Raw genomic sequence first — 23,726 nt, 5'->3', positions numbered from 1 at the left:
CGGCTGACCAGGCGTTTTCCGGCTCTACAGTCACGATCGTCCGCCAAGTGCGTTGGCACGTCCGTCTCATTGATCCATTCATCGATCCATTCATCGATCCGCTTCATCGATCTGTTCATCGATCCGTTCGTCACGGAGGTCCCGTTGCACCGCACACATGTCCGCGCCGCCCTCGCCGCGGCCCTGCTGGCGCCGCTCGCCGCGTGCTCGTCGACCGCGTCGCCCGCCGCGTCGGACGCGAAGGCGACCAGGAGCGCCGACGACCGTCCCGTCACGGTCACCGTCACCCCGACCGGACAGCAGGCCACGCCCGGCAAGCCCGTCACGGTCACCGCCACGGGCGGCAGCCTCACCTCGGTGACCGTCACCGACGACGAGGGCGACCGGCTCGACGGAAAGGTCGCGGCCGGCGGCAGATCGTGGGTCTCCCACCGCAAGGCCGCGCCCGGCACGGCGTACACGGTCACCGCGACGACCCGCACGCAGGCCGGGACGACCAGGACCACCAGGTCCTCCTTCACGACGGCCGCCGCCGACAAGGTCAACAAGGTCGACTGGCGACCGGGCACCGCCTCCACCGTCGGCATCGCCCAGCCGATCTCCCTCGTCTTCGACAACCCCGTCCGCAACCGGGCCGAGGTCGAGAAGCAGCTGAAGGTCACCACGTCGGACGGCACCGAGGGGTCCTGGGGCTGGATACGCGACTGGTCGGGCCGCGACCGGGTCGACTGGCGCCCCCACACGTACTGGAAGCCGGGCACGAAGGTCACGCTCGACGCCGAGCTGAACGGCACCGACTCGGGCGCCGGCGGCGGCTGGTTCGTCCGCGACTACACGACGACCTTCACGATAGGCACCCGGCAGATCGTCAAGGTCGACCTCGACAGCCACCGGCTCTCGCTCGTACGCGACGGCCGGACCGTCCGCCGTATCCCGGTCTCCGGCGGCACACCCGGCGGCGACAAGCGGTCCTGGCGGGGAACGGCCGTCCTCATGGCCAAGGAGGGCACCATCAACATGAACTCCGAGACAGTCGGCCTCGGCGACGCCTACGACAAGATGGTCGACTACTCGATGCGCCTGACCTGGTCCGGCATGTATGCGCACGCCGCCCCCTGGAACGCCGCCTACTTCGGCAACACCAACCACAGCTCCGGCTGCATCGGCATGAGCGACGCCGACGCGGCCTGGTTCTACGCGCAGGTACGGCCCGGCGATCCCTTCGAGATCACCGGCAAGGAGACCAAGGGCGTGGTCGACCCGGGCAACGGCTTCGGGGCGTGGAACGTGCCGTGGGAGGAGTGGCGGAACAAGAGCGCGCTGTGAGGCACGTAGCGGCGGGGCAGGTCATGCTCCCGGCCCTGCCGGGTCGTGGTGGGCGGAGGCTTCCGCGACCTGCTTGAGGGCCGATGCCGTGGCCGGGTCGCCGACCTTGGCGGCCGTCTCGTGCACGTGCTCGTGGTGGGAGTGGGAGTTGGAGTGGGTGGGCGCCGGCTCGTCGCCCGCCGCCTCCTGCGGCTCCGCCGTGTCGTCGCCGGGGCCCGAGGGGTCGGCGGCCTCGTCCTGTTGCTGTTGCTGTTGCTCTTGCTGCTGCTCGCCCTGTTGGGGCCGTGGCTGGGTGAGCCATGCGACGGCCGCTCCCGTGAGGGCGACCGGCCACTCCACCGCGCCGGCCACGCCGAGCACTCCGGCTCCGGCGTAGACCGCCATACGGCGCCCGCGGGGAGAGACCGCCCCGATCCGGTCCAGCGCGCCTTCGGCCACCCTGCCGACCTGTCCCGCACCCGGCAGACGGCTCAGCCCGGAGGCGACGGCCCGCAGCGGCTGGGGGAGGTGCTGAGGACCGGTGCTGCCCTGGCTCATGTCGAACCCCTTCCGCGCGTCCTCACCGGGCCGGTTTCCCACGCGGACTCCGAATATGCGGGCGTTGCGGTTTTCGGGGAACCGCCGCCGAGCTGGGTGCCGTCCCGCTGCCCCGCAGGCCGACCCCCGGTCGTGAGCCATGCCTCAGAGGACATGACGGCATAGCGATATTGATCTTAGACGGGATGACTCGCGAGACATAACGTCAAGGGTGTTCGCAAGGACGTCACAGGCTTCACAGGGAGGGATTCACCATGGTCACCACACGCCCCACGCTCGCGAGGTTCGCCGCCGTGTCACTGGTCGCCGCGGTCGTCGGTGTCTGCGCCGCGGGCAGTGCCGACGCCGGCGCCGGCGCCCAGGAAGGGCGTCACGTCGAAGTCCTCGACCTCACCATTCAGAACGACCAGTACGCGGCCACGGACCTCGGCCCGGCAGGGCCGAGCCTCGGCGACATGGACGTCTACTCGGGCAACGCCCTTCAGGACGGCCGTCGCGTCGGACGCGGCGGCGGATCGTGTCAGGTCGTCCACCTCGAGGGCGAGAAGCGCACGACGCAGTGCCTGATCACGATCGAACTCGAGCGCGGCTCACTGACCATGCAGTCGCTCTGGACGAGCGGAGCGAGTGAACTCGACATGGCCGTCACCGGCGGCACCGGCGTCTACAGCGACGCGCGGGGCACCGCCCACTACTGGGACATCGCGACCCCGAATGAGCGGATGCGGGCGGAGATCCTGCACTGACACGGCCTGCGGCAACAGGCGCCTGACGGGTGGCGTCCGTGCGGGTCGGCTGTCCCCGGGGCATGAAAGCGACTCGTTCCCTGACACGGACACGGACACGGACACGGTCGCGCCTCGCCGCCGTCGCCGCACTCGTCGTGCTCGGTACGGCGGTGACAGCCGGTGGCAGCGCGGCGGGTGACGGCGGCGACCGCCGGCCGCGCGTCGACTCCCGTACGCCCGAGCACGGCCCGGCACGTGACGTGCTGCGGATCGCCCGGCAGGCCCGGGCGGAGATGGACCTTCCTGCCGTCCGAGCGCCTGGCCATCGCCGTGTCGACCGCACAGGGCCGCAACGCCCCGCACGGCCACAGCGCCCACACCATTGCTCAGCGCATCGCCGCGGCCCTCACCTCCGGCCACCCCATCCCCGACTTCGGCTGACCTCGCACTCCGGACCGGCCAACCGCAGCATTCGCCCGCACACTCGGCATAGTGCTAGAAATGGGACATGATCGGTCCTTCCCGCCGGTCCTGGACGAGAGCGGCGCCGTTCGGTGGACGCCGCTCCTCCGAGTCGTCCCGCCGTCCGGGGGCGCAGCATCCCCCCGGGCGTCACCTGCCCCCGTCCCTGAGCGTCCGTACGCTCGCCGCGCAGGTCTTCCTGCTCCAGGTCCTCATCGTGCTGGTGCTGATCGCGGCGGCGGTCGCGGCCCTGGTGGTCCAGGGACGCTACGAGGCCGAGCAGGGCGCCAAGAACCGGTGCCTGGCCGTGGCGGAGGGCTTCGCGCATCCGCCCGGTACGGCCGCCGCGCTCATGTCGCCGGATCCCACGGCACGGCTGCAGGCGGCGGCGGAGGCGGCCCGGCGGCAGTCCGGCGTCGACTTCATCACCGTGCTGAGCAAGGACGGGGTGCGGCTCACCGACCCCCGGCCCGAGCTGATCGGCACCAAGGCGGAGGGCGTGGCCCGGGCCGCCGCGGGGGAGACCTTCACCGAGACGTTCCATGGCGAGCCCACCGACGCCGTACGCGCGGTGGTGCCCGTGCGGGACGGCGACGGGCGCGTGGTCGGCATGGTCAGCGCCGGCATCCAGTTCGACACGCTGGGGCAGGTGCTGTACGACCAGGTCCCGATGATGCTGGTCGTGGCGGCGGGCGCGCTGTCGCTCGCCACCGTCGGCACGGCCCTGGTCAGCAGCCGGCTGCGCCGGCAGACGCACGGTCTCGGCCCGGCAGAGATGACCCGGATGTTCGAGCACCACGACGCCGTACTGCACGCCGTCCGCGAGGGCGTCCTGATCGTCGGCGGCGACGGACGCCTGATGCTCGCCAACGACGAGGCACGCCGGCTCCTCGACCTCCCCGAGGGCGCCGACCAGCGGCCCGTCACCGAGCTGGGGCTCAGCCCCCGCCTGACCAGGCTGCTGGGGTCGGGCGAGCCCGTCTCCGACGAGTTGCTCCCGGCCGGGGAGCGGCTGCTCGCCGTCAACACCCGGCTCACCGAGCCCTTCGGCGGCGCCCCAGGAGTGGTGGCCACCTTCCGCGACACCACGGAACTGCGGGCCCTGTCCGGCCAGGCCGAGGAGGCGCGGGGACGGCTGACCCTCCTCTACGAGGCGGGCGTACGCATCGGCACCACGCTGGACATCCGGCGGACGGCGGAGGAACTCGCCGAGGTGGCGGTCCCCCGCATGGCCGACTTCGTCACCGTCGAACTCCTCGACTCCGTCCTGCGCGGCGAGGAGCCCACCGGCGCCGTCCGGCGGATGCGCCGCACAGCGCTCAGCGGGCGGCAGAGCGGGCATCCGCTGCAGCCGGTGGGAGACCTGATCCAGTTCGTGGTGGCCGACACCCCGATGGTGGCGGCGCTGCACCGCGGCAAGGCCGTACGGGTCGCCGACCTGAACAGCGCCCATGACTGGCGGGCCCACGACCCTGAAGGGGCGCAACAGGCACTCGAGTACGGCATCCACTCGCTGATCACCGTCTCCCTGCGAGCCCGGGGCGTGGTCCTCGGCATGGTCAACTTCTGGCGGGGCGAGGGCTCCCCTCCCTTCGAGGAGGAGGACGTCGCGGTCGCCGAGGAACTGGTCGCCCGGGCCGCCGTCGCGATCGACAATGCCCGCCGCTACGCCCGCGAGCACGCCATGGCCGTCACCCTGCAACGCAGCCTGCTGCCGCGGGACGTCCCGGAGCAGGACGCGCTGGAGATCGCCTGGCGCTATCTGCCCGCGCAGGCCGGCGTGGGCGGCGACTGGTTCGACGTCATCCCGCTGCCCGGCTTCCGGGTGGCGCTCGTGGTCGGCGACATCGTCGGGCACGGGCTGCACGCGGCCGTGACCATGGGCCGGCTGCGCACCGCCGTACTGAACTTCGCCTCGCTGGACATCGCCCCCGACGAACTCCTCGGCCACCTCGACGAGATGGTGACCATGCTGGACACCCGTACGGCGAACGGTGACAGCGACGACGCCCCGGTCACCGGAGCCACCTGCCTGTACGCCATCTACGACCCGGTCGGCGGGCGCTGCGCCCTCTCCCGCGCCGGACACCTCGCACCGGCCGTGGTGGACCCCGACGGCCGGGTGACGTTCCCCGACCTCCCGCTGTCGCCGCCGCTGGGCGTCGGCGGGCACCCCTTCGAGGTCGGCGAGCTGGACCTGCCCGAGGGCAGCCGGCTGGTGCTGTTCACCGACGGACTCATCGAGGACCGCGGCAGCGACATCGACGAGGGCCTGCACAGGCTCCGCTCGGCCGTCGTCGGCGCCGACCGCACACCGGAGGAGACCTGCCGCGCCGTCATGGAGTCGATGATGCACGGCCGCCCCAGCGACGACGTGGCCCTGCTGGTCGCCCGCACCCGGCTGCTCGACCCGTCCCGCGTCGCCACCTGGGACGTACCGTCCGACGTCATGGCCGTCTCCCGCATCCGTACGGAGGTCAGCCGCCGCCTCGACGACTGGGGCCTGGAGGAGTCGTCCTTCACCACGGAACTCATCCTCAGCGAACTCCTCACCAACGCCATCCGCTACGGCGCCCCGCCCGTACGCGTCAGGCTGCTGCTCGGCCGCACCCTCGTCCTGGAGGTCTCGGACGGCAGCAACACCTCACCCCGTCTGCGCCGCGCCGCCACCACCGACGAAGGAGGCCGCGGCCTGTTCCTCGTCTCCCAGTTCGCCGACCGCTGGGGCACCCGCTACGCCGCCACGGGCAAGGTCATCTGGGCCGAACAGATCCTGGGCCGTACGCACGAACCGGACCCGACCGCACTGATCGACGAACTGGCCTGGTGAGCGGGAAGACCCGACCGGTCACAGGGTGATCCGCGCCGCGACCGGGAGGTGGTCACTGCCCGTCGCCGGCAGGGTGCGCAGGTCTGCGACGGTCGCGGAGCGGGCCATGACCTGGTCGATCCGGGCCAGCGGAAAGGCCGCGGGAAAGCTGAGGGCGAACCCGCGCTCCGCCACGTTCATCCGTGAGGTGAGCGGGGCCAGCCCGCGGTCGTGCGCCGAACCGTTGAGGTCGCCCATCAGGATCACTGTGCGCAGTTCCTCCGCGGCGACGGCCTCGCCGAGCAGGCCGGCACTCTCGTCCCGCAGGGAGGAGGCGAAGCCGCTCGCCCGCATGCGGACCGAGGGCAGATGCGCGACGTACGCCGCGATCTCGCCGTGCGGTGTGCGCACCACGGCGCGCAGTCCGCGACTCCATGCGCCCGCGATGCCCCGCGGCCTGATGTCCAGGGCCCGGACCTCGCCGATCGGGTGCTTCGACCACAGGCCGACGGTGCCCCGGACCGCGTGGTACGGGTAGTCCGGGGCGAGGGTCCTCTCGTACACCGACCGTGCCGGGGGCACCAGCTCCTCCAGCGCGACGAGATCGGCGCCGGCGCCGGCGAGGGCGCGGGCCGTGCCCGCCGGGTCGGTGTTGGTGTCGCTGACGTTGTGCTGGACCACGAGCAGGTCGTGCGGGCCGGGCCGCCCCGCGGGCAGGAGCAGCCCGCCGAAGAGGTGGGTCCAGGCCGCCACCGGCAGGAGCAGGGCCACCAGCGCGGTGGCCGAGCGGCGCACCAACCCCAGGACGAGCAGGACCGGGATCACCAGGCCGAGCCACGGCAGGAACGCCTCCAGCAGACTGCCGAGACGGCCCACCGAGTTGGGCACCGCCCGGTGGAACAGCAGCAACCCGGCCGTCAGCACCGCGAACGCGGCCTGCACCCGCCCCCGCGCCTCCGCTGCGAACGCGGCATGGAGCCGCCCCCGCGCCTCCGCTGCGAACGCGGCATGGAGCCGCCCCCGCGCCTCCGCTGCGAACGCGGCATGGAGCCGCCCCCGCGCGCCCGCTGCGAACGCGGCATGGAGCCGCCCCCGTGCGCCCGCTGCGAGCGCGGCATGGAGCCGCCCCCGTGCGCCCGCTGCGAGCGCGGCATGGAGCCGCCCCCGTGCGCCCGCTGCGAGCGCGGCATGGAGCCGCCCCCGCGCCTCCGCGGGCACGGCCGCCGTCCCCGCCGACGTTCCGTCCCTGTCCGCCCGCTCCACCTGGCTCCCCCTCCTCTCGGTTCCGCACCCGCTCCCACCGCACGGCGACGCTGTCCAGCAGCACCCCCAGCGCGGTCGCAAGCCGCGCGAGGTGTACCTCTACCACGCCGTCGACACCGGTCGTCGATGGCCGAGTACGGCCGGCTCTCCCTGGGGCACGCTCCACGTCGAGGAAATCGCCCCCGGCTTCACCCACGTCCTGATGATCCGCCAGGGCCGGCCAACTGCGGCCCGGCATCCGGGTGTTCGTCGGCGGGCCGGACCCCATCGACCCGGTGGTGGAGACGCCTGAAGTGGTACGCGACCGCGTCCTGCCGGCCGCCCGGCACATCCCGGTCGAGCAGCTCGGCACCTGCGACGACTGCGGCTTCTCCCCGTACGCCGACGACACCTCCACCTCCCGCGACATCGCCTTCGCCAAGATCGAGGCCCGTGTCAGGGGGACGGAAGTCGCCGGTCGGGCTCTCGGCCTGTAATCGAGGCGGCACTGGGAAGAGTCCCCGGCAGCGCGCGACAGACCGCGCCGTCAGCCGTTCAATGGAAAGGTGAGCACTCTCGCATGGATTGCCACCGCCGGGCTGACGGCGCTGCTGGGAGCCGCCGCACCGGGGCCCTCGCCGCCCCCGCCGCAGCCGCCGCCCCAGCTGGACGACGCGGAGGTGCAGCGGGCGGTGGACCAGCTCGACGGAGTGGTCCGGGCGGCCATGAAGCGCACGGGGACGCCAGGTGTGGCCGTCGCGGTCGTCCACGACGGCAAGGTGATCTTCCAGAAGGGGTACGGGGTCCGGAAGGCCGGTGAGAAGGCCGCCGTGGACGCCGACACCGTCTTCCAGTTGGCGTCCGTGTCCAAGCCGATCGCCTCAACCGTCGTCTCCGGGGCCGTGGGCGTCGAAGGCTGGGACAAGCCCGTCGCCCCGAACCTGCCCGACTTCCGCCTCAAGGACCCGTGGGTCACCTCCCATGTGACGGTCGCGGACCTCTTCGCGCACCGCAGCGGCCTCCCCGACCACGCCGGGGACCACTTGGAGGACCTCGGCTACGACCGGTCGTACATCCTGTCCCATCTGCGCTACGAGCCCCTCACGCCGTTCCGCGCCAGCTACGCCTACACCAACTTCGGTCTGACGGCGGCCGCTCAGGCCGTCGCGGACGAGAAGGGCGTGTCCTGGGAGAAGCTCGCCGCCGACACCCTCTACAAGCCGGCCGGCATGGATTCCACCAGCTCACGCTTCGAGGACTACGCCAAGGCCTCCAACCGGGCCTGGGGCCACGTCAAGACCGCCGACGGCACCTGGAAGCCCGAGTTCGTACGCGAGCCGGACGCGCAGTCCCCCGCGGGCGGCGTCAGCTCCAACGCCCGGGACATGGCGAAATGGCTGCGGCTCCAGCTCGCGAACGGCAAGCTCGACGGCCGGCAGATCATCGACGCCGACGCCCTGGAGCGCACCCACTGGCCCGAGTCGGTCGCCAGCCCGCCCCACGCCCCGGCCGGCCGGACCGGCTTCTACGGCCTGGGCTGGAACGTGAGTTACGACGACGAGGGCCGGCTCAGGCTCTCCCACACCGGGGCGTTCGCGCAGGGCGCGCACACCAACGTCACGATGCTGCCCGGCGAGCAGCTCGGCATCGTCGTCCTGAGCAACACCTCACCGGTCGGGGTCGCCGACGCCGTCGCCCTGGACTTCTTCGACATCGCGCAGACGGGCAAGGTCAGCCGCGACTGGATCCCCCTCGTGGACGCCGTCTACCAGCAGCAGGAGGAAGAGGGCCGGTCCAAGACCGACTACGCCCACCCGCCGTCCGACGCCGCGCCCGGGAAGGACGCCGACGCCTACACCGGCACGTACGAAAGCGACTACTACGGGCGGGCCCAGGTCGTCGCCGGCGAGGACGACACCCTGACGCTCCGTCTGGGCCCGAAGCCCCAGTCGTACCGCCTCACGCACTACGACGGCGACACGTTCAGCTTCCGCACCGCCGGGGAGAACGCCGTCGGCCTCACCGGGGTCACCTTCACCCCGGACGGCAAGTCCTTCACCGTCGAGTACCTGGACGCCGAGGGGCTGGGCACCTTCACTCGTACCGGCGGCTGACCCGCTCGCTCAACCGCCTCCTGCCGGACGGGCCCCGGACGGCGCCGCATAGGATCGGTCGGTCCCTGCCACGCCGAGGAGAACCCGACCGGTGAGCACCGTCGTCCCGCCCTGTACCGCCACCGGCCCCTTCGAAGTCCAGGAGTTGGCGCGCGTCGAGGACGGCGAGAGCCTGCGCGCGCTGCTCTGGATGGCGGGCGGCGGCTGGCGGATGATCAGCAGCGCGGTCCTGGGCGGCGGCCTGGGGGAGCGGTCGTGGGTGCTCAACGCCCAGGTCTCCCACGGCTACCGGCGCACCGACCCGGACCGGCACCTGGCGGAACTGGCGGCGGACGCGGGTGCCCGCGGTCCGGGGGTCGGGCTGATGACCGCCGCCGACGTCGGCGCGTACGGCCGGACCCACGACGGCGGCGTGGACGCGGTGGCCACCGCCGGGCTCGGTGTGCGCGGGTGGGCCGCCTCCCCGGCCGAGGGCGTCGCCGGTCAGGTGCCCCCGGGCACGGTCAACATCGTCGTCGCCGTCCCCGTGCCCCTCACCGACGCGGCGCTGGTCAACGCCGTCGCCACCGCCACGGAGGCCAAGGTCCAGGCACTGCTCGACGCCGGATACGACTGCTCGGGGACGCCTACCGACGCCGTGTGCGTCGCGGCCCGCATCCCCCAAGTCGGCGAGGAGACCGTGGCGTTCGCCGGGCCCCGCTCCTTGTGGGGCGCCCGGCTGGCCCGGGCCGTGCACGGCGCCGTACGCGCCGCAGTCCCCTCGCTGTGACCCGCCGAAGAAAGTTCCGAGCGGCAGACATAGATCGTCAACGGCCCGCGCGTCCTTGAGTACGTCAGCGAACGGGAGGGCCCATGGACCCGCAGGAACACGAGAGATTCCGGGATTTTGTCGACGCACGGTGGAGCACTCTGCTGCGCCTGGCGAACCTGCTCACCGGTGGTGACCGGCACGAGGCCGAGGACCTCGTGCAGATCGCCCTGATGAAGGCGCTGGGGCGCTGGGGGCATGTCGACGACCCGGAGGGCTATGTGCGCAAGGTGATGTACCGGCACCAGATCAGCCGCTGGAGACTGCGCCGACCGCACCGCGAGGCGACCTTCGCCGCGCCGCCGCAGGACCTCGGCGTCGCCGACGGCACGGCCGCCGCCGATCTGCGGATCAGCGTGGCCCAGGCGCTCGCCCGGCTCACCCCGAGGCAGCGCACGATGCTCGTGCTGCGCTACTTCGAGGACCTGTCCGAGACGGAGGTGGCGAGCGTCCTGGGCTGCTCGGTGGGCACCGTACGCAGCACCACCCACCGGTCCCTGGCCCGACTGCGCAGTCTCGCCCCGGAGTTGGGCGCACCCGTGCAGAGCGCCGCCTTGAGCAACAGCGTCCCGAAGGGAGCCCACACATGAACGCCGACCAGCTCGACCGCGCGATCCGGGACGTCCTGCACCACTGGACCCCCGACGACCAGGGCGCGCCCGCGGGCATCGCCGACCGCATCGTGCGCCGCCGCCGGCGCCGCAATGTCGTACGGGTCACCGGCGCGGCCCTCGGCCTGGCCGGTGTCGCCTTCGGCGCGGTCCTGGCCACCGGCCCCGGCGGCGACAACGGGGCGCGGCCACCGGCCTCGGGGACGACGGACCAGGGCAACCTGCTGTGGCAGACCACGCTGCCCGGCACGGCCTGGGACGCCTGCACCACCGGTCCGAGTGCCGTGTACTGCCGGGGCCCCGAGTACGACGGCATCCATGTGGACGCCCGTACCGGGAAGATCGTGTGGGAGCGGAAGGCCGAGGGCGGTGACACCGACCGGACACCGGCGGGAGCGCTGGCCGGTGTCCGCGACGGGGTGCTGTACACGTACGCCGATCACGCGCCGGGCAAGCCCCGAGCACGGACCGACCTCGTCGCCGTCGATGCCGGCAGCAACGAGGTGCTGTGGAAGCACCAGTTGGCCGACGACAGCCGAGGCCGGTCCTCCGCCGTGCTGTTCGACGGCGGGATCCTCGCCAACGCCCCCACCTTCAAGAGCGTGGCCGCGCTGGACGACAAGACGGGCCGCACCCTGTGGACCCATGCGTGGAAGCAGGCCGACTGCGACCGGGACGCCGTCGACGGCGTGCCCTACCTGATGTGCTCGCCGGACAGCGAGAAGGCCCCGCAGCGCAGCACCGTCGTCCGGCTGGACCCGGAAACCGGCACGCCGCGGACGGTCGCCACGGTCGACGGCCCGAGGCTGTACCTCGGCACGGACGGGGACGCCGTACTGCTGGGCGGTCTGACCGAGGGGCAGCAGTACTTCGGCGAGCCCGGACCCGCCACGCTGACCCGCGTCGAGCTCAGCTCCGGCAAGGTGTCGGAGCATCGCGTCGAGGGGATGCCGATGGGCGTGGTCGCGGACGGCATCGTGCTGGCCTTCTCCCGGGCCGACCGTGCCGTCGCCTACGCGGCCGACAGCGGCGAGCGGCTCTGGTCGCGCGACCTCGGACTGACCCTGCGCAAGGACCCGCGCGACCCCATGATGCGGGAACTGTCCTCCCAGGCTGCGGTCGACCTCGACAGCCGGGTGGCGTACTACCTCGACCCCTCCGGCAACCTGGTGGGCCTCGACCTCGACAGCGGCGCGGTGCGCTGGCGCGGCCAGGTGCAGGTACCCAAGAGCCCGGTGGAGGGAGGCGTCGCCCCGGAGCTGATGGTCTACGACCACGGCCTCGTCGGCCAGGTCGGCCGTGAACTCTTCCGGATCGAACCGGTGTTGACCGACACGGGTACCTGAGATGAGGAGCCGGAGCCGGCGGGTGCCGAGGATCACGTGCAGAGCGTCATGTAGCCGAAGGCCCGTGTACGCCCCTTTCGACTAGCCTGCTGGCGGCGGGCCTGGGCGTCGGTCGTCGGGGCCGGCGTCCCCAACCACACCGAGAGGGCGACATGACTTGGGTCGAACTTCCGCAAGTGCACTGCGACTTATATGTAGATGCGGCTGCGCCGCAGGTCTGGGAGCTGGTGACCGACATCCACCTTCCCGCCCGGCACAGCCCTGAGCTGCAGCGCGTGGCCTGGCTCGACGGCGTGGACCGTCCCTCGCTCGGGGCGCGCTTCGAGGGCCACAACCGCCATCACACCGGAGCGGAGTGGCGGACCGTGTCCCATGTGGTGGAGCTCGACGAACACCGCGCGTTCGCCTGGGCGGTCCTGGACGAGGACGGCCTGTTCGGGGACGCAGCACGGGAACCGGCCCAGGCACTGGCCTTCTGGCGCTTCGACCTGGCTCCCGACGGCGACGGCACGCGGCTGCGCCAGACGGCCGCCTTCGGCCCGGGACGCAGCGGCCTCACGCTGATCGTGGAGAGCAGCCCCGAGCTGAAGGAACAGATCATCACCGGTCGCCAGAAGGAATGGCTCACCGGGATGGAGAACACCCTGCGCGGCATCAAGGAGCGGGCGGAACAGGCCCGCTGAGACCGTCGCCGCCCCGAGGAGCCCGGACCCCACGGACCGGGCTCTTCCGCGTCGTGTGCCCTTCGCGGTCAGTCGATGGTCTGCGAGTGCCGGTCGACCGCCCCGGCCTGCGGCGACCAGATGATGTCTCCGTGCTGGAAGCGGCTGACGCGCTGGTCCGGGCTCGGGCCCATCTCGTCGGAGACGGGGTAGCCGAGGTAGCAGGTCTCCCAGCCCATGCTCGCCCACTTGTCGCGGATCGCGCCGTGCACCTCGTGCGAGCCGGTCTGCGGAGTCCAGTAGATCGAGCCGCCCTCGAAGTGGTTGAAACGCCCGACGCCGTCGGGGCAGCCCAGCTCGTCGGTCGCCGGATAGCCGAGGAATCCGCTCGATCCGCGCAGCTGCGCGTACTTGAGCCGGATGTCCCCGTGGACCTCATGGGCGCCCGTGCCGGACGACCAGTAGATGGAACCGTTCGCGAAGTCGCGTGACGAGCCGCGACCGTCGGGGTTCGGCCCCTCTCCGCTTCCTGCTCCTGCGTCGAACGGGGGGCCGATCCACTGGATCTGAGCCCATTTTTCGTCGATTGCGGTCATGCTGGCCTCCGGGTGTCGGCGCCCGCCCTGTCGGGGGCCTGACCTGCGGAAGAGGCGGCTTCGCCGGCCGGCAGGCAGAATCCCCTTCAGTTTAGGAGCGCGTCGCGGCGACGGCCACCGGGGAATTCGTTTCGCATTCCACAATGAACGGCTGTCACCATGACGTGAATACGCCGCTCAGTCCTCGGCCGGCATCACGCGGGTCACCTTGCCTTTCAGATCGGCTTCCAAGTAGCCGGCGTCGTATTCGTCGGTGAGATAGACGGCCAATGCCAACGGGGTGTCGAAGGTGTCGTCGGGCGGGCGGACCAGGACGTAACGCATGGTCGGCTGTGGCACGTTCAGGTCCTTCTCGGCCCGTTCCAGCAGCGCGGGCAGGACGTCCCAGTCGAAGTCGTCGAGGTGGAACGGGCGTTCGCCGCCGATGATCGAGTCGCTGATGATTCCTTTCTGGACACCTTCACCAGGGCGGTACGTGTAGCTGTCGTATTTCGTGTCGCTGCCCTTGACCATGATTTCCGCGGACACGTATTCCGGATAGACGCTGAAGTCGCACGCGCGATCCGTGCCGGTCGCCGCCTTGATCTCCTTCACCGCCGTCCGGATGCCGTCCGGGGTGAGCAGACCGGTCTTCGCGTCGATCTGGGGCGTCGATGCCGTACCGGACGCCGTGGGCGGTGGGGGAGTCGACTCCTCGGGCGTGGTGGAGGACGAGCCGGGTGAGCCGGTCGCTGTCCGACCGCTCTTGTCGCCCGCTGTCCGATCGCCCTTGTCGCCTCCGTCCGGCAGCAGGGTCCACACCAGCACGCCCACCAGCACCGTCCCCACGACGGACGAGGCGATCGCGACCCGGCTCCGCGCGCGAGTGCCCGGTCGTGGCGGCGTCGGCCGTGTGGGGCCTGCCGGGGAGAAGGTGGGCGGGGCGAAGGGGCCCGGAACGGCGTCCTGCGGAGCCGACGGTCCGAAGCCGGCCGGCGGCGGCCCGAAGCCGGCCGGGGCGGACGCGGCGGAGGGGCTGGACCCTCCGGGCGGGGCGGACCCGGCGAGAGGGCTGGACCCGGCGGGAGGGGCGGACCCGGCGGGCGGGGTGGGTGTCGGTCCCGACGGGGGCGTCAGCCGGTACGAGGTGGTCCCGTACGGAGTGTCCGACGCGTGGGGAGTGCTCGGGGCCGCGTCGCGGCCTGCCACCGCTTCCGCGAGCATGCGGTCGGCGGCCGTCGTGTCCGGCCGGAGGGCCGGGTCCTTGACCAGCATGGCGGTCAGGAAGCCGGTCAGCGGACCGGCCCGCTGCGGCGGCGGAAGCTCCTCGCTCAGCAGGGCCGCCAGCGTCGCCAGGGTCGTTCCCCTGCGCAGCGGGTGATGCCCCTCGACGGCGACGTACAGCATCATCGCCAGCGACCACAGGTCGGAGCCGGGGCCGCCCTCGGCGCCGGAGATGCGTTCGGGTGCCATGTAGTCGGGCGTGCCGATGACGGACCCGGTCGCGGTCAGGGCGGTCGACTCCCTGATGGCCGCGATGCCGAAGTCGGTGAGGACGGGGCGTCCGTCGGGCCTCAGCAGGACGTTGGCGGGCTTCACGTCCCGGTGCTGGATGCCGACATGGTGGGCGGCGCGCAGCGCGGCCAGTACCTCGCGGCCGAGCCGGGCGGCCTCGACGGGCGTCAGCGGTCCCTTCGCGAGCCGGTCCTGGAGCGAGCCGCCGGTCACCAGCTCCATGACGAGCCACGGGTAGGTGTGCTCCCCGCCGTCCACCACATGGTGGATGGTCACCACGTTGGGGTGGTCGACCCGGGCGAGCGCCCGCGCCTCGCGCAGGACCCGGGCCCGCAGCATCGCCGCGCCGTGCGGGTCGTACTCGGCGAGCCCCGGGTCGGGCGGCCGTACCTCCTTGAGCGCCACGGCCCGGTCCAGGACCAGATCGCGCGCCCGCCACACCATGCCCATACCGCCGCCACCGAGGCGCGCCTCGAGCTCGAAGCGGCCGTCGATGACCCGTCTGCCGGATTCCCCGTCGTTCATGGCCCGGAGCCTACGAGATCCCGGTGACAGGGCCCCGCCCAGGTCGGGCTACAGGTGCACCGCCACCCCCGTGCGAGTGCCCGCCCCGCCCGCACGGACCGGCCCGGGCTGCCGGTCGGCGCCCGCGGGTGCACGGTGGAGTGTGGAGGTGTCACGCCGGTGTCGGAGCAGGGAGGTGTCATGCCGGGAACCCCCGAGGCGCGTGCGTCGCGGAACCGGGCGCGGCTGGGCTACCGGCTGCGGTACGCGCTGCGGCACCCGGGCCGGGTGGTGCCGTACGCGCGGCGCGCCGCCCGGGACGGGTGGCTGCGGCTGAAGCACCGCGGCAGCCATGTGGCGTACTACCGGGCGGTGATGGCGAGCGACACGGCCCGCAGCCCACAGGCGGCGACCGGCGGCAACCCCTCGCAGGAGCGGTGGCTGGAGATCGGCCGCATGCAGTTCGACTACCTGCTCGGCCACGGACTGCGGCCCGAGGACAGGATGCTGGAGATCGGCTGCGGCAACCTGCGCGCGGGCTGGCGGTTCATCCGGCATCTGGAGCCGGGCCACTACTACGGCATCGACATCTCGCCCGACATCCTGATCGAGGCGAAGAAGACGCTGGTGCGCTACGGGCTCCAGGACAAGGTGCCGTATCTGACCCCGGTGGACGACCTGAGACTGGACTTCCTCCCCGACGGCTGGTTCACGGTGGTCCACGCGCACAGCGTGTTCTCCCATTCGCCGCTGGACGTCATCGACGAATGCCTGGGCCATGTGGGCCGCGTCCTGGCGCCGGGCGGCTTCTTCGACTTCACCTTCGACCGCACCGAGGGCACCGAGCACCAGGTGCTGCGCGAGGACTTCTACTACCGCACACAGACCCTCGTACGGCTGGCGCACAGGCACGGCCTGGAGGCACGGTTCATGGACGACTGGGAGCGCCTGCCCCACGGCCAGTCCAAACTCCGCGTCACCCACGGGACACCGGTGCCACGCCACCCGGCACCGGAACCTGACCCGGAGGAGACCGCCTAGAGTGGCCCGATGCCCACCGACCGGACCGCCCTGAACCTGCTCGACGCCCACCTGGAGGCACTGTGGGACGGGGCTGACGTGGCGCTTCCGCAGGAGGTCGCCGCTCGTGCCGGGGAGGGGCCGGGCGCACTCCTAACCTGGGCGCTCGGCCGGCTGCTGAGCTTCCCGCGCAGCCCCGAGGATGCCTTCAGACGCGAAGTCGGCGGCCTTCTGGTGGAGTTCCGCAGCCGCCGCTGCCCCTGGAACGCGTCGGCACTGCGCCTCCTCGACGACGTGTACGTCTTCGCGGCCACCGGACCCCGGCGGCACGAGGACTGGGCGCACGACGTGCTCGCCGTCATGCACCGGACGGTGCCCGACCCGCGCGGCTGGATCCGGCTCGACCCGGACCGCAGGAACACCGCGCGCCACTCGGTGCCGGCGTATCCCTTCGCACCCCCGGCCGCAGCGCAGTTCCCCGACCACCTCCATCCCCTGGAGCCCCGGGCGGCGGTGGCCGCGCTCGCCGTCATGGCCGAGGAGTGGCAGACGGAACCGGCCCCCGTCCGCTCCCGCCCGGACCGGGACGCCGTACTGGCGGACGCCCGAACCCTGCTCGACCGGTACGGCCCCACTGCGCGCCACTGGACCAACGCGACGGCCGCCGCCACCGATCCGGCCCCGGATTTCGTCGCGGCCGGCCTCCAGGACACCCGCTCCCACGGCTTCCTCACCTCCGAGTACCTGAACGGCCTGGACTTCTTCGGTGACTTGGGGCTCATCGCGGTCAACGACGAAGAGGTCGGCGTCTTCTGGTCGTTCGCGGCGTGCTGAGGGTCAGCGTGCGTGCAGGCGTTCCAGTTCGTCCGCGCGTCGGTGGTCCTTGGGACGGCCGAGGGAGCGCCGCATACGGATCAGGTCGTCCAGCGCGGCGTAGCGGACGGTGAAACCCGCCGGGTCGTGGGCGTGCACCGCCCGGTCCAGGCAGGGGGCGACGTCCATGTCGCCCCAGGGCAGGGCCGGTGTGCACAGGTCTCCGGAGGCGCCGGTCACCTGGTAGGCCGCCTCCGGCCGGTCGAGATCGGGCAGGTGGGAGCAGCCTGTCGCGGTCAGGGCCGCTCGCAGGGCGCGTGCCTCCTCGGGTGTGCCGTCCCACAACAGGTCGAGGTCGCCGGTCAGTTCCGTGGAGGCGTGCATGATGCCGGCGACCTGTCCGACGACCAGCGCGTGCGAACCGGCCTCGTGCAGGGCCCGGAGGAAAGGGAACGGGTCGAAGCCGAGCGCGCCGTCCGTGGCGAACGTACCGGCGACGTCGTCCGCCTCCTCCGCGCCGCGCCCCGTGGTGCCACGGTCCCGAGTGGCGTCCTGAATGCGTCGGACGGCCTGACGGAGTCGCAGAACAGCAGCCTCATTCATGCGGCTCATTCAACAGCAGAGGGCCGGACTCATGGCGCCGAGCGACTTCCGGCGCCTCGGCGGGCGACACGGTCAGAGCATGTCGGCAGCCCCTTCCAAGTATGTGACCAGCGTGTCGAGTTCCTCGGCAGGAGGTTCGTGGTAGCGGGACCGCCGGCCCAGGTAGCCGGTCGCGCTGTCCAGGTACAGCCCGGACGTGCGGTCGGCCGCGCCATGGGTGATGACCGGGATCCAGGTGGGCTTCCAGACGGTGACGTGGTTCCGCGCAACGGCGTGTGTCGAGGGCGTCCTCCAGGGCGGCGAGGTCGGCGGGGGTGGCGCCGGCGCGGAGCGCCGCGTAGGAGTCCGGGGCGTCCTGGAGGAGCCGGTGGATGATGCGGTGCCAGGCGTCGGCGACCTCCCGCACCACGAGCGCATCGGTGGCCGGGTCGGCTGACCGGACCTGCTCCGCACCCTCGTTGTCGACGGTGGCGGGCTCGGGTGAGGGCACCGCGCTCACGTACCGGATCTCGACCCGGTCCGGCTCGCGGATGTAGCCGATGGCCAGGGCCGGGCAGTCCTCGACCATGTCGCCGTCGAGCGTCACGGTGAGGATGCCGGGAAGGCCCGAGGGCCGGCCCAGGTCCGGGTCGTCGGCCGGCAGCCCGGCGACCGCCTTCAAGGCGTAGGGGACGCCGGCTCCCAACCGGGCGGCGGTCTCGCGTACGAGCGGATCGATCTCGACGTTCACGGCCTCGAGGCTCCTCGCTGGTCGGACGACAGGGCAGCGCCCGGCCCACAGTAGGGCGGCGCGCGGGTCCGTGGCGGAGTCTCGGACACCGCTTCCGACGGCCAACTGACGGCCCGTTGTCGAGGATTTGCAAACCGTGCGCGAGATATTGCGTTCATCTGTTGGCGGTGGTTGAGTGTGCCCCGCCCCACAGCGCATCCGCCGTCCGGTGGTGGGGTGACGTCCACGTACATGCCCGAAGGGGACCACCCATGAGAAGTGCCCGGCTCCGCCGTACCCGCCGCGCCAGCGCGGTCGCCCTCGTCTCCGCACTGACGCTGAGCGCGCTCGCCGCCTGCGGCACCAGCAGCAGCGACGACGACGGTGGTGCCGCAGGCGGGAGCGGCTCGTCGGATCCCTCCGCCCCGCTGGACCCGAAGACGAAGGTGACGATCACCATCGACTGCATGCCCCCGGCGGCGAAGGCGGCGGAGCTGAAGGAGTGGAAGGAGGACGTCGCCGAGTTCAACAAGACGTATCCGAACGTCACCATCGAGGGCCGTTCCACCCCCGGCCAGTGCCTGGAACCCCCGCGCTTCACCGCGATGCTGAAGGCCAAGTCCCAGCCGGACGTGTTCTACACCTACTTCACCGACCTGGCGCAGGTCCTCGACCACGACGGCGCCGAGGACATCACCGCCTACGTCAACGACAGGACCGTCCCGGCCCTGAAGGACATCGACCCGAACGTCCTCGCCTCGCTGAAGCACGACGGCAAGCTCTACGGCCTGCCCACCAGCAACTACACGATGGGCCTGCTCATCAACCGCACCCTCTTTGAGCAGGCCGGTCTCGACCCCGACAACCCGCCGCGCACCTGGGCGGAGGTCCGTACCGCCGCCAAGAAGATCGCCGGCCTCGGGGACGGCATCGCGGGCTTCGGCGAGTACAGCGCGGGCAACACCGGCGGCTGGCACTTCACCGCGCACATGTACAGCCTCGGCGGCGACATCGTGGACGCCACCGGCAAGAAGGCCGCGTTCAACGACGACCTCGGCAAGCAGGTCGCCGCCAACCTCCACGCCATGCGCTGGGACGACGACAGCATGGGCAAGACCCAGCTGCTGAAGTGGGGCGACCTGCAGAAGCAGATCGCCACCGACAAGCTCGGCATGTTCCTCGCCGCGCCGGACGACATCGCGTACATGGTCCAGCAACTCGGCGCGAAGTACGAGAACTTCGGCATGGGACCGATCCCCGGCGAGAAGAACACCCTGGCCGGCGGCAACAACTACATGATCAAGAAGGGCATCTCAGGCGACAAGGTCAAGGCCGCGGTCGCCTGGCTGAACTTCAAGAACCTCACCGTCGGCAAGGGCCAGTTCGACTGGGCCCGCACCAAGGCCGACAAGCTCCCGGTCGGTGTGCCGCAGCCCAACTTCTGGCTGGGTGAGTCCAAGCAGAAGGACGACGCCGCGCGCGTCGCCAACGCCACCATGCCGGTCGCCAACTTCAAGGCGTTCATGGACAACCCGGTGCCCGGCAAGGCCGAGCCGCCGAAGGCGCAGGAGATCTACAAGGTCCTCGACAACGTCATGTCCGGCATCCTCACCAACGAGGACGCCGACATCGACGAGCTCCTCGACACGGCCGAGTCACAGGTGAACCAGGTTCTCGCCAACCAGTGACCCGCCCCGGGCGGGCAGGCCGCGCCGGCCGCCCGCCCGGCAGACCACGTACCGAGGAGCATCGATGTCGGCCCCCAGCCTGACCCCCGGCAAGGTGGGACCTCCCCGCCCTCCGCAGCCACGCCATACCTCCCGCGCCCCCTCCGGCGGCGCCTTCACCAGGAGCCTGCGACGCAATCTGACGGCGCACGGATTCCTCATCGGCGCGGTCGTCTGCTTCGCCGTGTTCTCCTGGTATCCGATGATCAGGGAGTTCTTCCTGGCCTTCCAGAAGACCGAGGGCGGCGAGACCACCTGGGTCGGCCTGGACAACCTCACCACCGTCTTCAACGACCCCGCCTTCTGGCAGGCCTGGCGCAACACCCTGCTCTTCACCGTGCTGGCCCTCGTCTTCGGCTTCGCCGTGCCGTTCGTCGTCGCGATCGTCATCAACGAGTTCCACCACGGCAAGGGCTACCTCCGCCTGCTCGTCTATCTGCCCGTGATGCTCCCGCCGGTCGCCTCGGTGCTGCTCTTCAAGTACCTCTACGACCCCGGCTACGGCCTGCTCAACGAGCTGCTGGGCTTCCTCCACCTGCCCGAACAGCAGTGGCTCCAGGACGCGGACCTGTCCATGCTCTCCGTCGTCCTCGCCTCCACCTGGATGAACATGGGCGGTGCCGCCCTCATCTACCTGGCCGCCCTGCAGGGCATCCCCGGCGAGCTGTACGAGGCGGCCGAACTCGACGGGGCCGGGCTCTTCCGCAAGATCTGGCACGTCACCATCCCGCAGACGCGGCTGATCCTGTCGCTGATGCTGCTCATGCAGATCATCTCCACGATGCAGGTCTTCGTCGAGCCGTTCCTGCTCACCGGCGGCGCCGGCCCCGAGGGCTCCACCACGACCGTCGTCTACCTGATCTACCAGTACGCCTTCAACTTCAACAACTACGGTGCCGCGGCGGCCCTCGGCCTGCTCCTGCTCGTACTGCTCGCCGGGTTCTCGGCGGCGTACGTGAAGCTCAGCCGCGCCGAGGACGAGTAGGCCAGGGAGACCACCATGTCCACGCGTACGCTCATCTCGCCGGCCCAGCTCGCCAAACCCCGTGGCAAGGCCCTCTACTGGGCCGTGTTCACCCTGGTCATCGGCGGTTTCACGCTGGTCTTCCTCGGCCCGCTGTACTGGCTGATCTCCAGCGGCTTCAAAGACGCGCAGGAAGTCGTCCGGACACCCCCGACGCTGGTGCCCGGGTCCTTCACGCCCGGGAACTACAGCCGCGCCTGGGAGGTCATGGACCTCGCCAAGCTGCTCGGCAACACCCTCTTCTACGCCTTCGGCGCGCTCGCCTTCCAACTGGTCCTCGACGTGGCGGCCGCGTACTCGCTGTCCAAGCTGCGGCCCGTGTTCGGCAAGGCGATCCTCGGCATGATGCTGGCCACGCTGATGATCCCGGCGACCGTGCTCGTCGTACCGCAGTACCTGACCGTCCTGGACGTGCCGATCGTCGAGCGGAACCTGCTGAACACGCCCTGGGCGATCTGGCTGCCGTCGGTCACCAACGCCTTCAACATCTTCCTGCTCAAGCGGTTCTTCGACTCCATCCCCAAGGAACTCCTCGACGCCGCCGCCATGGACGGCGCGTCCCCGACGCGCGTCCTGTGGTCCATCGTGCTGCCGATCTCGCGGCCCATCCTCGGCGTCGTGTCGATCTTCGCGATCGTCGGGGTCTGGAAGGACTTCCTCTGGCCGATGCTCACCCTGCCCGACCCTGCCAAGCAGACCCTCAACGTCGGCATCTACTCGCTGTCCAACGGCGTACCGGTGAACGTCCTGATCGCCGCCCTCACCATCGCCTCCCTGCCCACGCTGCTCATCTTCCTGGTCTTCCAGCGCAACATCATGAGCGGCCTGACCGCGGGCGGCCTCAAGGGCTGAGGCCCTTGGACACCGACGCCTGACCTTCCGACACCGAAGCCTTCGTCGCCGGTCCGTCCGACGCCCCGCTGTCCGGACCGGCGGCGAAGATCCACCCTGCCCGAAAGGACCGTCACGTGGGAGCGCCCACCCCGCACCGCACCGACGACTGGTGGCGCCACGCCGTCATCTACCAGGTGTATCCGCGCAGCTTCGCCGACGGCGACGGCGACGGCACCGGGGACCTCGCGGGTGTCCGCGCCCGACTGCCCCACCTCGCCGAACTCGGCGTCGACGCCGTCTGGTTCACCCCCTGGTACCTCTCACCGCTGGTGGACGGCGGCTACGACGTGGCCGACTACCGCACCATCGACCCCGCCTTCGGCACGCTCGCCGAGGCCGAGAAGCTCATCGCTGAGGCGGGCGAACTCGGCATCCGCACCATCGTCGACATCGTCCCCAACCACGTGTCCGACCAACACCCCTGGTTCCGGGCCGCCCTCGCCGCGGGCCCCGGCAGCCCCGAACGCGACCTCTTCCACTTCCGCCCCGGACGCGGCGAGCACGGCGAACTGCCGCCCAACGACTGGCCGTCCCAGTTCGCCGGCACCACCTGGACCCGCGTCCCCGACGGCGAGTGGTACCTGCACCTGTTCACCCCCGAGCAGCCCGACCTCAACTGGGCCCATCCCGCCGTACGGCAGGAGCACGAGGACATCCTGCGCTTCTGGTTCGAGCGCGGGGTGGCCGGCGTACGCATCGACTCCGCGGCCCTGCTGGTGAAGGACCCGGAACTCGCCGACTACGAGGAGGGCGTCGACCCGGCCCCCTTCATCGACCAGGACGAGCTGCACGACATCTACCGCTCCTGGCGTGCCGTCGCCGACGAGTACGGCGGCGTGTTCGTCGGCGAGGTCTGGCTGCCCGACGCCGAACGCTTCGCCCGCTATCTGCGCCCCGACGAACTGCACACCGCCTTCAACTTCAACTTCCTCACCTGCCCCTGGGACCCCGAGCGGCTGCGGCGCTCCATCGACGACACCCTCGCCGAACACGCCCCCGTCGGCGCCCCCGCCACCTGGGTGCTGTGCAACCACGACGTCACCCGCACGGTCACCCGCTACGGCCGCGAGGACACCGCCTTCGCCTTCGCCACCAAGGCCTTCGGCACCCCCACCGACCTGGACCTGGGCACCCGACGCGCCCGAGCGGCCGCCCTGCTCACCCTCGCCCTGCCCGGCTCGGTCTACCTCTACCAGGGCGAGGAACTCGGCCTGCCCGAGGCCGACATCCCCCTCGACCGCATCCAGGACCCCATGCACTTCCGCTCCGGCGGCACCGACCCCGGCCGCGACGGCTGCCGCGTGCCCCTGCCGTGGAACGCCGACGCGCCGTACGCCGGCTTCGGCTCACAGGGCGAACCCTGGCTGCCGCAACCCGAGGGCTGGTCCGCGTACGCCCGCGACCGGCAGAGCGCCGACCCGCAGTCCATGCTGTCCCTCTACCGGCAGGCCCTGGCCCTGCGCCGCACCGCGCCGGGCTTCGGCGACGGGCCCCTGACCTGGCTTGCCGCACCCGACGGCGTCCTCGCCTTCGCCCGCCCGCACGGCCTGGTGTGCATGGTCAACCTCTCCGACGGTCCCGTACCGCTACCGCCGTACGACGGTCTGCTGCTGGCCAGCGGGCCGCTGCACGCCGACGGAACGCTGCCCGCGGACACCGCCGTCTGGCTGCGCACCTGACCTGCGACGGCCTCCTTC

21 protein-coding genes and 2 pseudogenes are annotated in these 23,726 nt (G+C 71.5%); 17 read left to right on the top strand and 6 right to left on the bottom strand.

Going from position 1 to position 23,726, the window contains the following annotated elements; genetic code table 11:
- Positions 1-144: 144 nt before the first annotated feature.
- Positions 145-1,326 (top strand): Ig-like domain-containing protein, encoded by a 1,182-nt coding sequence (locus ACIQ6Y_RS34825; protein WP_404045505.1) that lies wholly within the window; start codon positions 145-147, stop codon positions 1,324-1,326.
- A gap of 21 nt (positions 1,327-1,347) precedes the next feature.
- On the opposite strand, the gene ACIQ6Y_RS34820 is transcribed toward ACIQ6Y_RS34825, so the two are convergent.
- Positions 1,348-1,863 (bottom strand): hypothetical protein, encoded by a 516-nt coding sequence (locus ACIQ6Y_RS34820; RefSeq protein ID WP_404045502.1) that lies wholly within the window; start codon positions 1,861-1,863, stop codon positions 1,348-1,350.
- Between the two features lie 254 nt (positions 1,864-2,117).
- Between ACIQ6Y_RS34820 and ACIQ6Y_RS34815 the strand changes: the two genes are divergently transcribed.
- From ACIQ6Y_RS34815 to ACIQ6Y_RS34805, 3 genes are all read left to right on the top strand, one after another.
- Entirely contained in the window at positions 2,118-2,609 is a 492-nt protein-coding gene (locus ACIQ6Y_RS34815) for a hypothetical protein (protein WP_404045500.1), read from the top strand.
- 162 nt (positions 2,610-2,771) lie between these two features.
- On the top strand, positions 2,772-3,032 hold the full coding sequence (locus ACIQ6Y_RS34810) for a hypothetical protein (RefSeq protein ID WP_404045498.1): 261 nt from the start codon (positions 2,772-2,774) through the stop codon (positions 3,030-3,032).
- Between the two features lie 67 nt (positions 3,033-3,099).
- The gene (locus ACIQ6Y_RS34805; protein ID WP_404045495.1) at positions 3,100-5,883 is read left to right on the top strand and encodes a SpoIIE family protein phosphatase; all 2,784 of its coding nucleotides are present in this window, start codon (positions 3,100-3,102) and stop codon (positions 5,881-5,883) included.
- Positions 5,884-5,901: 18 nt separating this feature from the next.
- Here the strand turns inward: ACIQ6Y_RS34805 and ACIQ6Y_RS34800 are convergent, their stop codons facing one another.
- On the bottom strand, positions 5,902-7,125 hold the full coding sequence (locus ACIQ6Y_RS34800) for an endonuclease/exonuclease/phosphatase family protein (protein WP_404045493.1): 1,224 nt from the start codon (positions 7,123-7,125) through the stop codon (positions 5,902-5,904).
- A 157-nt stretch (positions 7,126-7,282) separates the two neighbouring features.
- Here ACIQ6Y_RS34800 and ACIQ6Y_RS34795 point away from each other — a divergent pair.
- From ACIQ6Y_RS34795 to ACIQ6Y_RS34765, 7 genes and pseudogenes are all read left to right on the top strand, one after another.
- A pseudogene (locus tag ACIQ6Y_RS34795) lies at positions 7,283-7,357 on the top strand (ABC transporter ATP-binding protein); the annotation flags it as partial.
- Positions 7,356-7,601: pseudogene (locus ACIQ6Y_RS34790) on the top strand (5-methyltetrahydropteroyltriglutamate--homocysteine methyltransferase); the annotation flags it as partial. The pseudogenes ACIQ6Y_RS34795 and ACIQ6Y_RS34790, both read left to right, overlap by 2 nt.
- A 69-nt stretch (positions 7,602-7,670) precedes the next feature.
- Entirely contained in the window at positions 7,671-9,218 is a 1,548-nt protein-coding gene (locus ACIQ6Y_RS34785; protein ID WP_404045490.1) for a serine hydrolase, read from the top strand.
- A 91-nt stretch (positions 9,219-9,309) separates the two neighbouring features.
- Positions 9,310-9,987, top strand: a complete 678-nt coding sequence (locus ACIQ6Y_RS34780; protein WP_404045487.1) for an adenosylcobinamide amidohydrolase — start codon at positions 9,310-9,312, stop codon at positions 9,985-9,987.
- 83 nt (positions 9,988-10,070) lie between these two features.
- Entirely contained in the window at positions 10,071-10,616 is a 546-nt protein-coding gene (locus tag ACIQ6Y_RS34775; RefSeq protein ID WP_404045484.1) for a SigE family RNA polymerase sigma factor, read from the top strand.
- Entirely contained in the window at positions 10,613-11,983 is a 1,371-nt protein-coding gene (locus ACIQ6Y_RS34770; RefSeq protein WP_404045481.1) for a PQQ-binding-like beta-propeller repeat protein, read from the top strand. The genes ACIQ6Y_RS34775 and ACIQ6Y_RS34770 overlap by 4 nt, the downstream gene beginning before the upstream one ends.
- 152 nt (positions 11,984-12,135) lie before the next feature.
- Positions 12,136-12,666 carry an SRPBCC family protein gene (locus ACIQ6Y_RS34765; RefSeq protein WP_404045479.1) on the top strand — a complete coding sequence of 177 codons (531 nt, stop codon included), beginning with the start codon at positions 12,136-12,138 and terminating at the stop codon, positions 12,664-12,666.
- Between the two features lie 68 nt (positions 12,667-12,734).
- Here ACIQ6Y_RS34765 and ACIQ6Y_RS34760 read toward each other — a convergent pair whose 3' ends face one another.
- Together ACIQ6Y_RS34760 and ACIQ6Y_RS34755 are read right to left on the bottom strand one after the other, a co-directional pair.
- Positions 12,735-13,241, bottom strand: a complete 507-nt coding sequence (locus ACIQ6Y_RS34760) for an LGFP repeat-containing protein (RefSeq protein WP_404045477.1) — start codon at positions 13,239-13,241, stop codon at positions 12,735-12,737.
- Positions 13,242-13,418: 177 nt separating this feature from the next.
- A complete protein-coding gene (locus tag ACIQ6Y_RS34755) occupies positions 13,419-15,260 on the bottom strand; it encodes a serine/threonine-protein kinase (RefSeq protein ID WP_404045474.1) in 1,842 nt (613 codons plus the stop codon).
- Positions 15,261-15,440: 180 nt separating this feature from the next.
- On the opposite strand from ACIQ6Y_RS34755, the gene ACIQ6Y_RS34750 reads away from it, so the two are divergent.
- Together ACIQ6Y_RS34750 and ACIQ6Y_RS34745 are read left to right on the top strand one after the other, a co-directional pair.
- The gene (locus tag ACIQ6Y_RS34750; RefSeq protein WP_404045471.1) at positions 15,441-16,280 is read left to right on the top strand and encodes a class I SAM-dependent methyltransferase; all 840 of its coding nucleotides are present in this window, start codon (positions 15,441-15,443) and stop codon (positions 16,278-16,280) included.
- Positions 16,281-16,289: 9 nt separating this feature from the next.
- The gene (locus tag ACIQ6Y_RS34745; RefSeq protein ID WP_404045468.1) at positions 16,290-17,093 is read left to right on the top strand and encodes a hypothetical protein; all 804 of its coding nucleotides are present in this window, start codon (positions 16,290-16,292) and stop codon (positions 17,091-17,093) included.
- Positions 17,094-17,096: 3 nt separating this feature from the next.
- Here ACIQ6Y_RS34745 and ACIQ6Y_RS34740 read toward each other — a convergent pair whose 3' ends face one another.
- Together ACIQ6Y_RS34740 and ACIQ6Y_RS34735 are read right to left on the bottom strand one after the other, a co-directional pair.
- A complete protein-coding gene (locus ACIQ6Y_RS34740; protein WP_404045466.1) occupies positions 17,097-17,675 on the bottom strand; it encodes a hypothetical protein in 579 nt (192 codons plus the stop codon).
- A complete protein-coding gene (locus ACIQ6Y_RS34735; protein WP_404045463.1) occupies positions 17,668-18,405 on the bottom strand; it encodes a hypothetical protein in 738 nt (245 codons plus the stop codon). Before ACIQ6Y_RS34735 ends, ACIQ6Y_RS34740 begins: the two co-directional genes overlap by 8 nt.
- 251 nt (positions 18,406-18,656) lie before the next feature.
- On the opposite strand from ACIQ6Y_RS34735, the gene ACIQ6Y_RS34730 reads away from it, so the two are divergent.
- The 4 genes from ACIQ6Y_RS34730 to ACIQ6Y_RS34715 all read left to right on the top strand — a co-directional run bounded on the left by ACIQ6Y_RS34730 (position 18,657) and on the right by ACIQ6Y_RS34715 (position 23,708).
- Positions 18,657-20,072 (top strand): extracellular solute-binding protein, encoded by a 1,416-nt coding sequence (locus ACIQ6Y_RS34730; protein WP_404045460.1) that lies wholly within the window; start codon positions 18,657-18,659, stop codon positions 20,070-20,072.
- Positions 20,073-20,136: 64 nt separating this feature from the next.
- Positions 20,137-21,096 carry a carbohydrate ABC transporter permease gene (locus ACIQ6Y_RS34725; protein ID WP_404045457.1) on the top strand — a complete coding sequence of 320 codons (960 nt, stop codon included), beginning with the start codon at positions 20,137-20,139 and terminating at the stop codon, positions 21,094-21,096.
- A 15-nt stretch (positions 21,097-21,111) separates the two neighbouring features.
- Positions 21,112-21,987: a carbohydrate ABC transporter permease gene (locus ACIQ6Y_RS34720; RefSeq protein WP_404045455.1), complete on the top strand. Its 876-nt coding sequence runs from the start codon at positions 21,112-21,114 to the stop codon at positions 21,985-21,987.
- Between the two features lie 116 nt (positions 21,988-22,103).
- A complete protein-coding gene (locus ACIQ6Y_RS34715) occupies positions 22,104-23,708 on the top strand; it encodes a glycoside hydrolase family 13 protein (protein WP_404045452.1) in 1,605 nt (534 codons plus the stop codon).
- Positions 23,709-23,726: the final 18 nt, after the last annotated feature.

It is taken from the genome of Streptomyces sp. NPDC096205 (assembly GCF_044763135.1).
GTDB lineage: Bacteria > Actinomycetota > Actinomycetes > Streptomycetales > Streptomycetaceae > Streptomyces.
The sequence above is the reverse complement of the archived record's forward strand: the minus strand, read 5'-3'. Positions and strand labels throughout refer to the sequence as shown.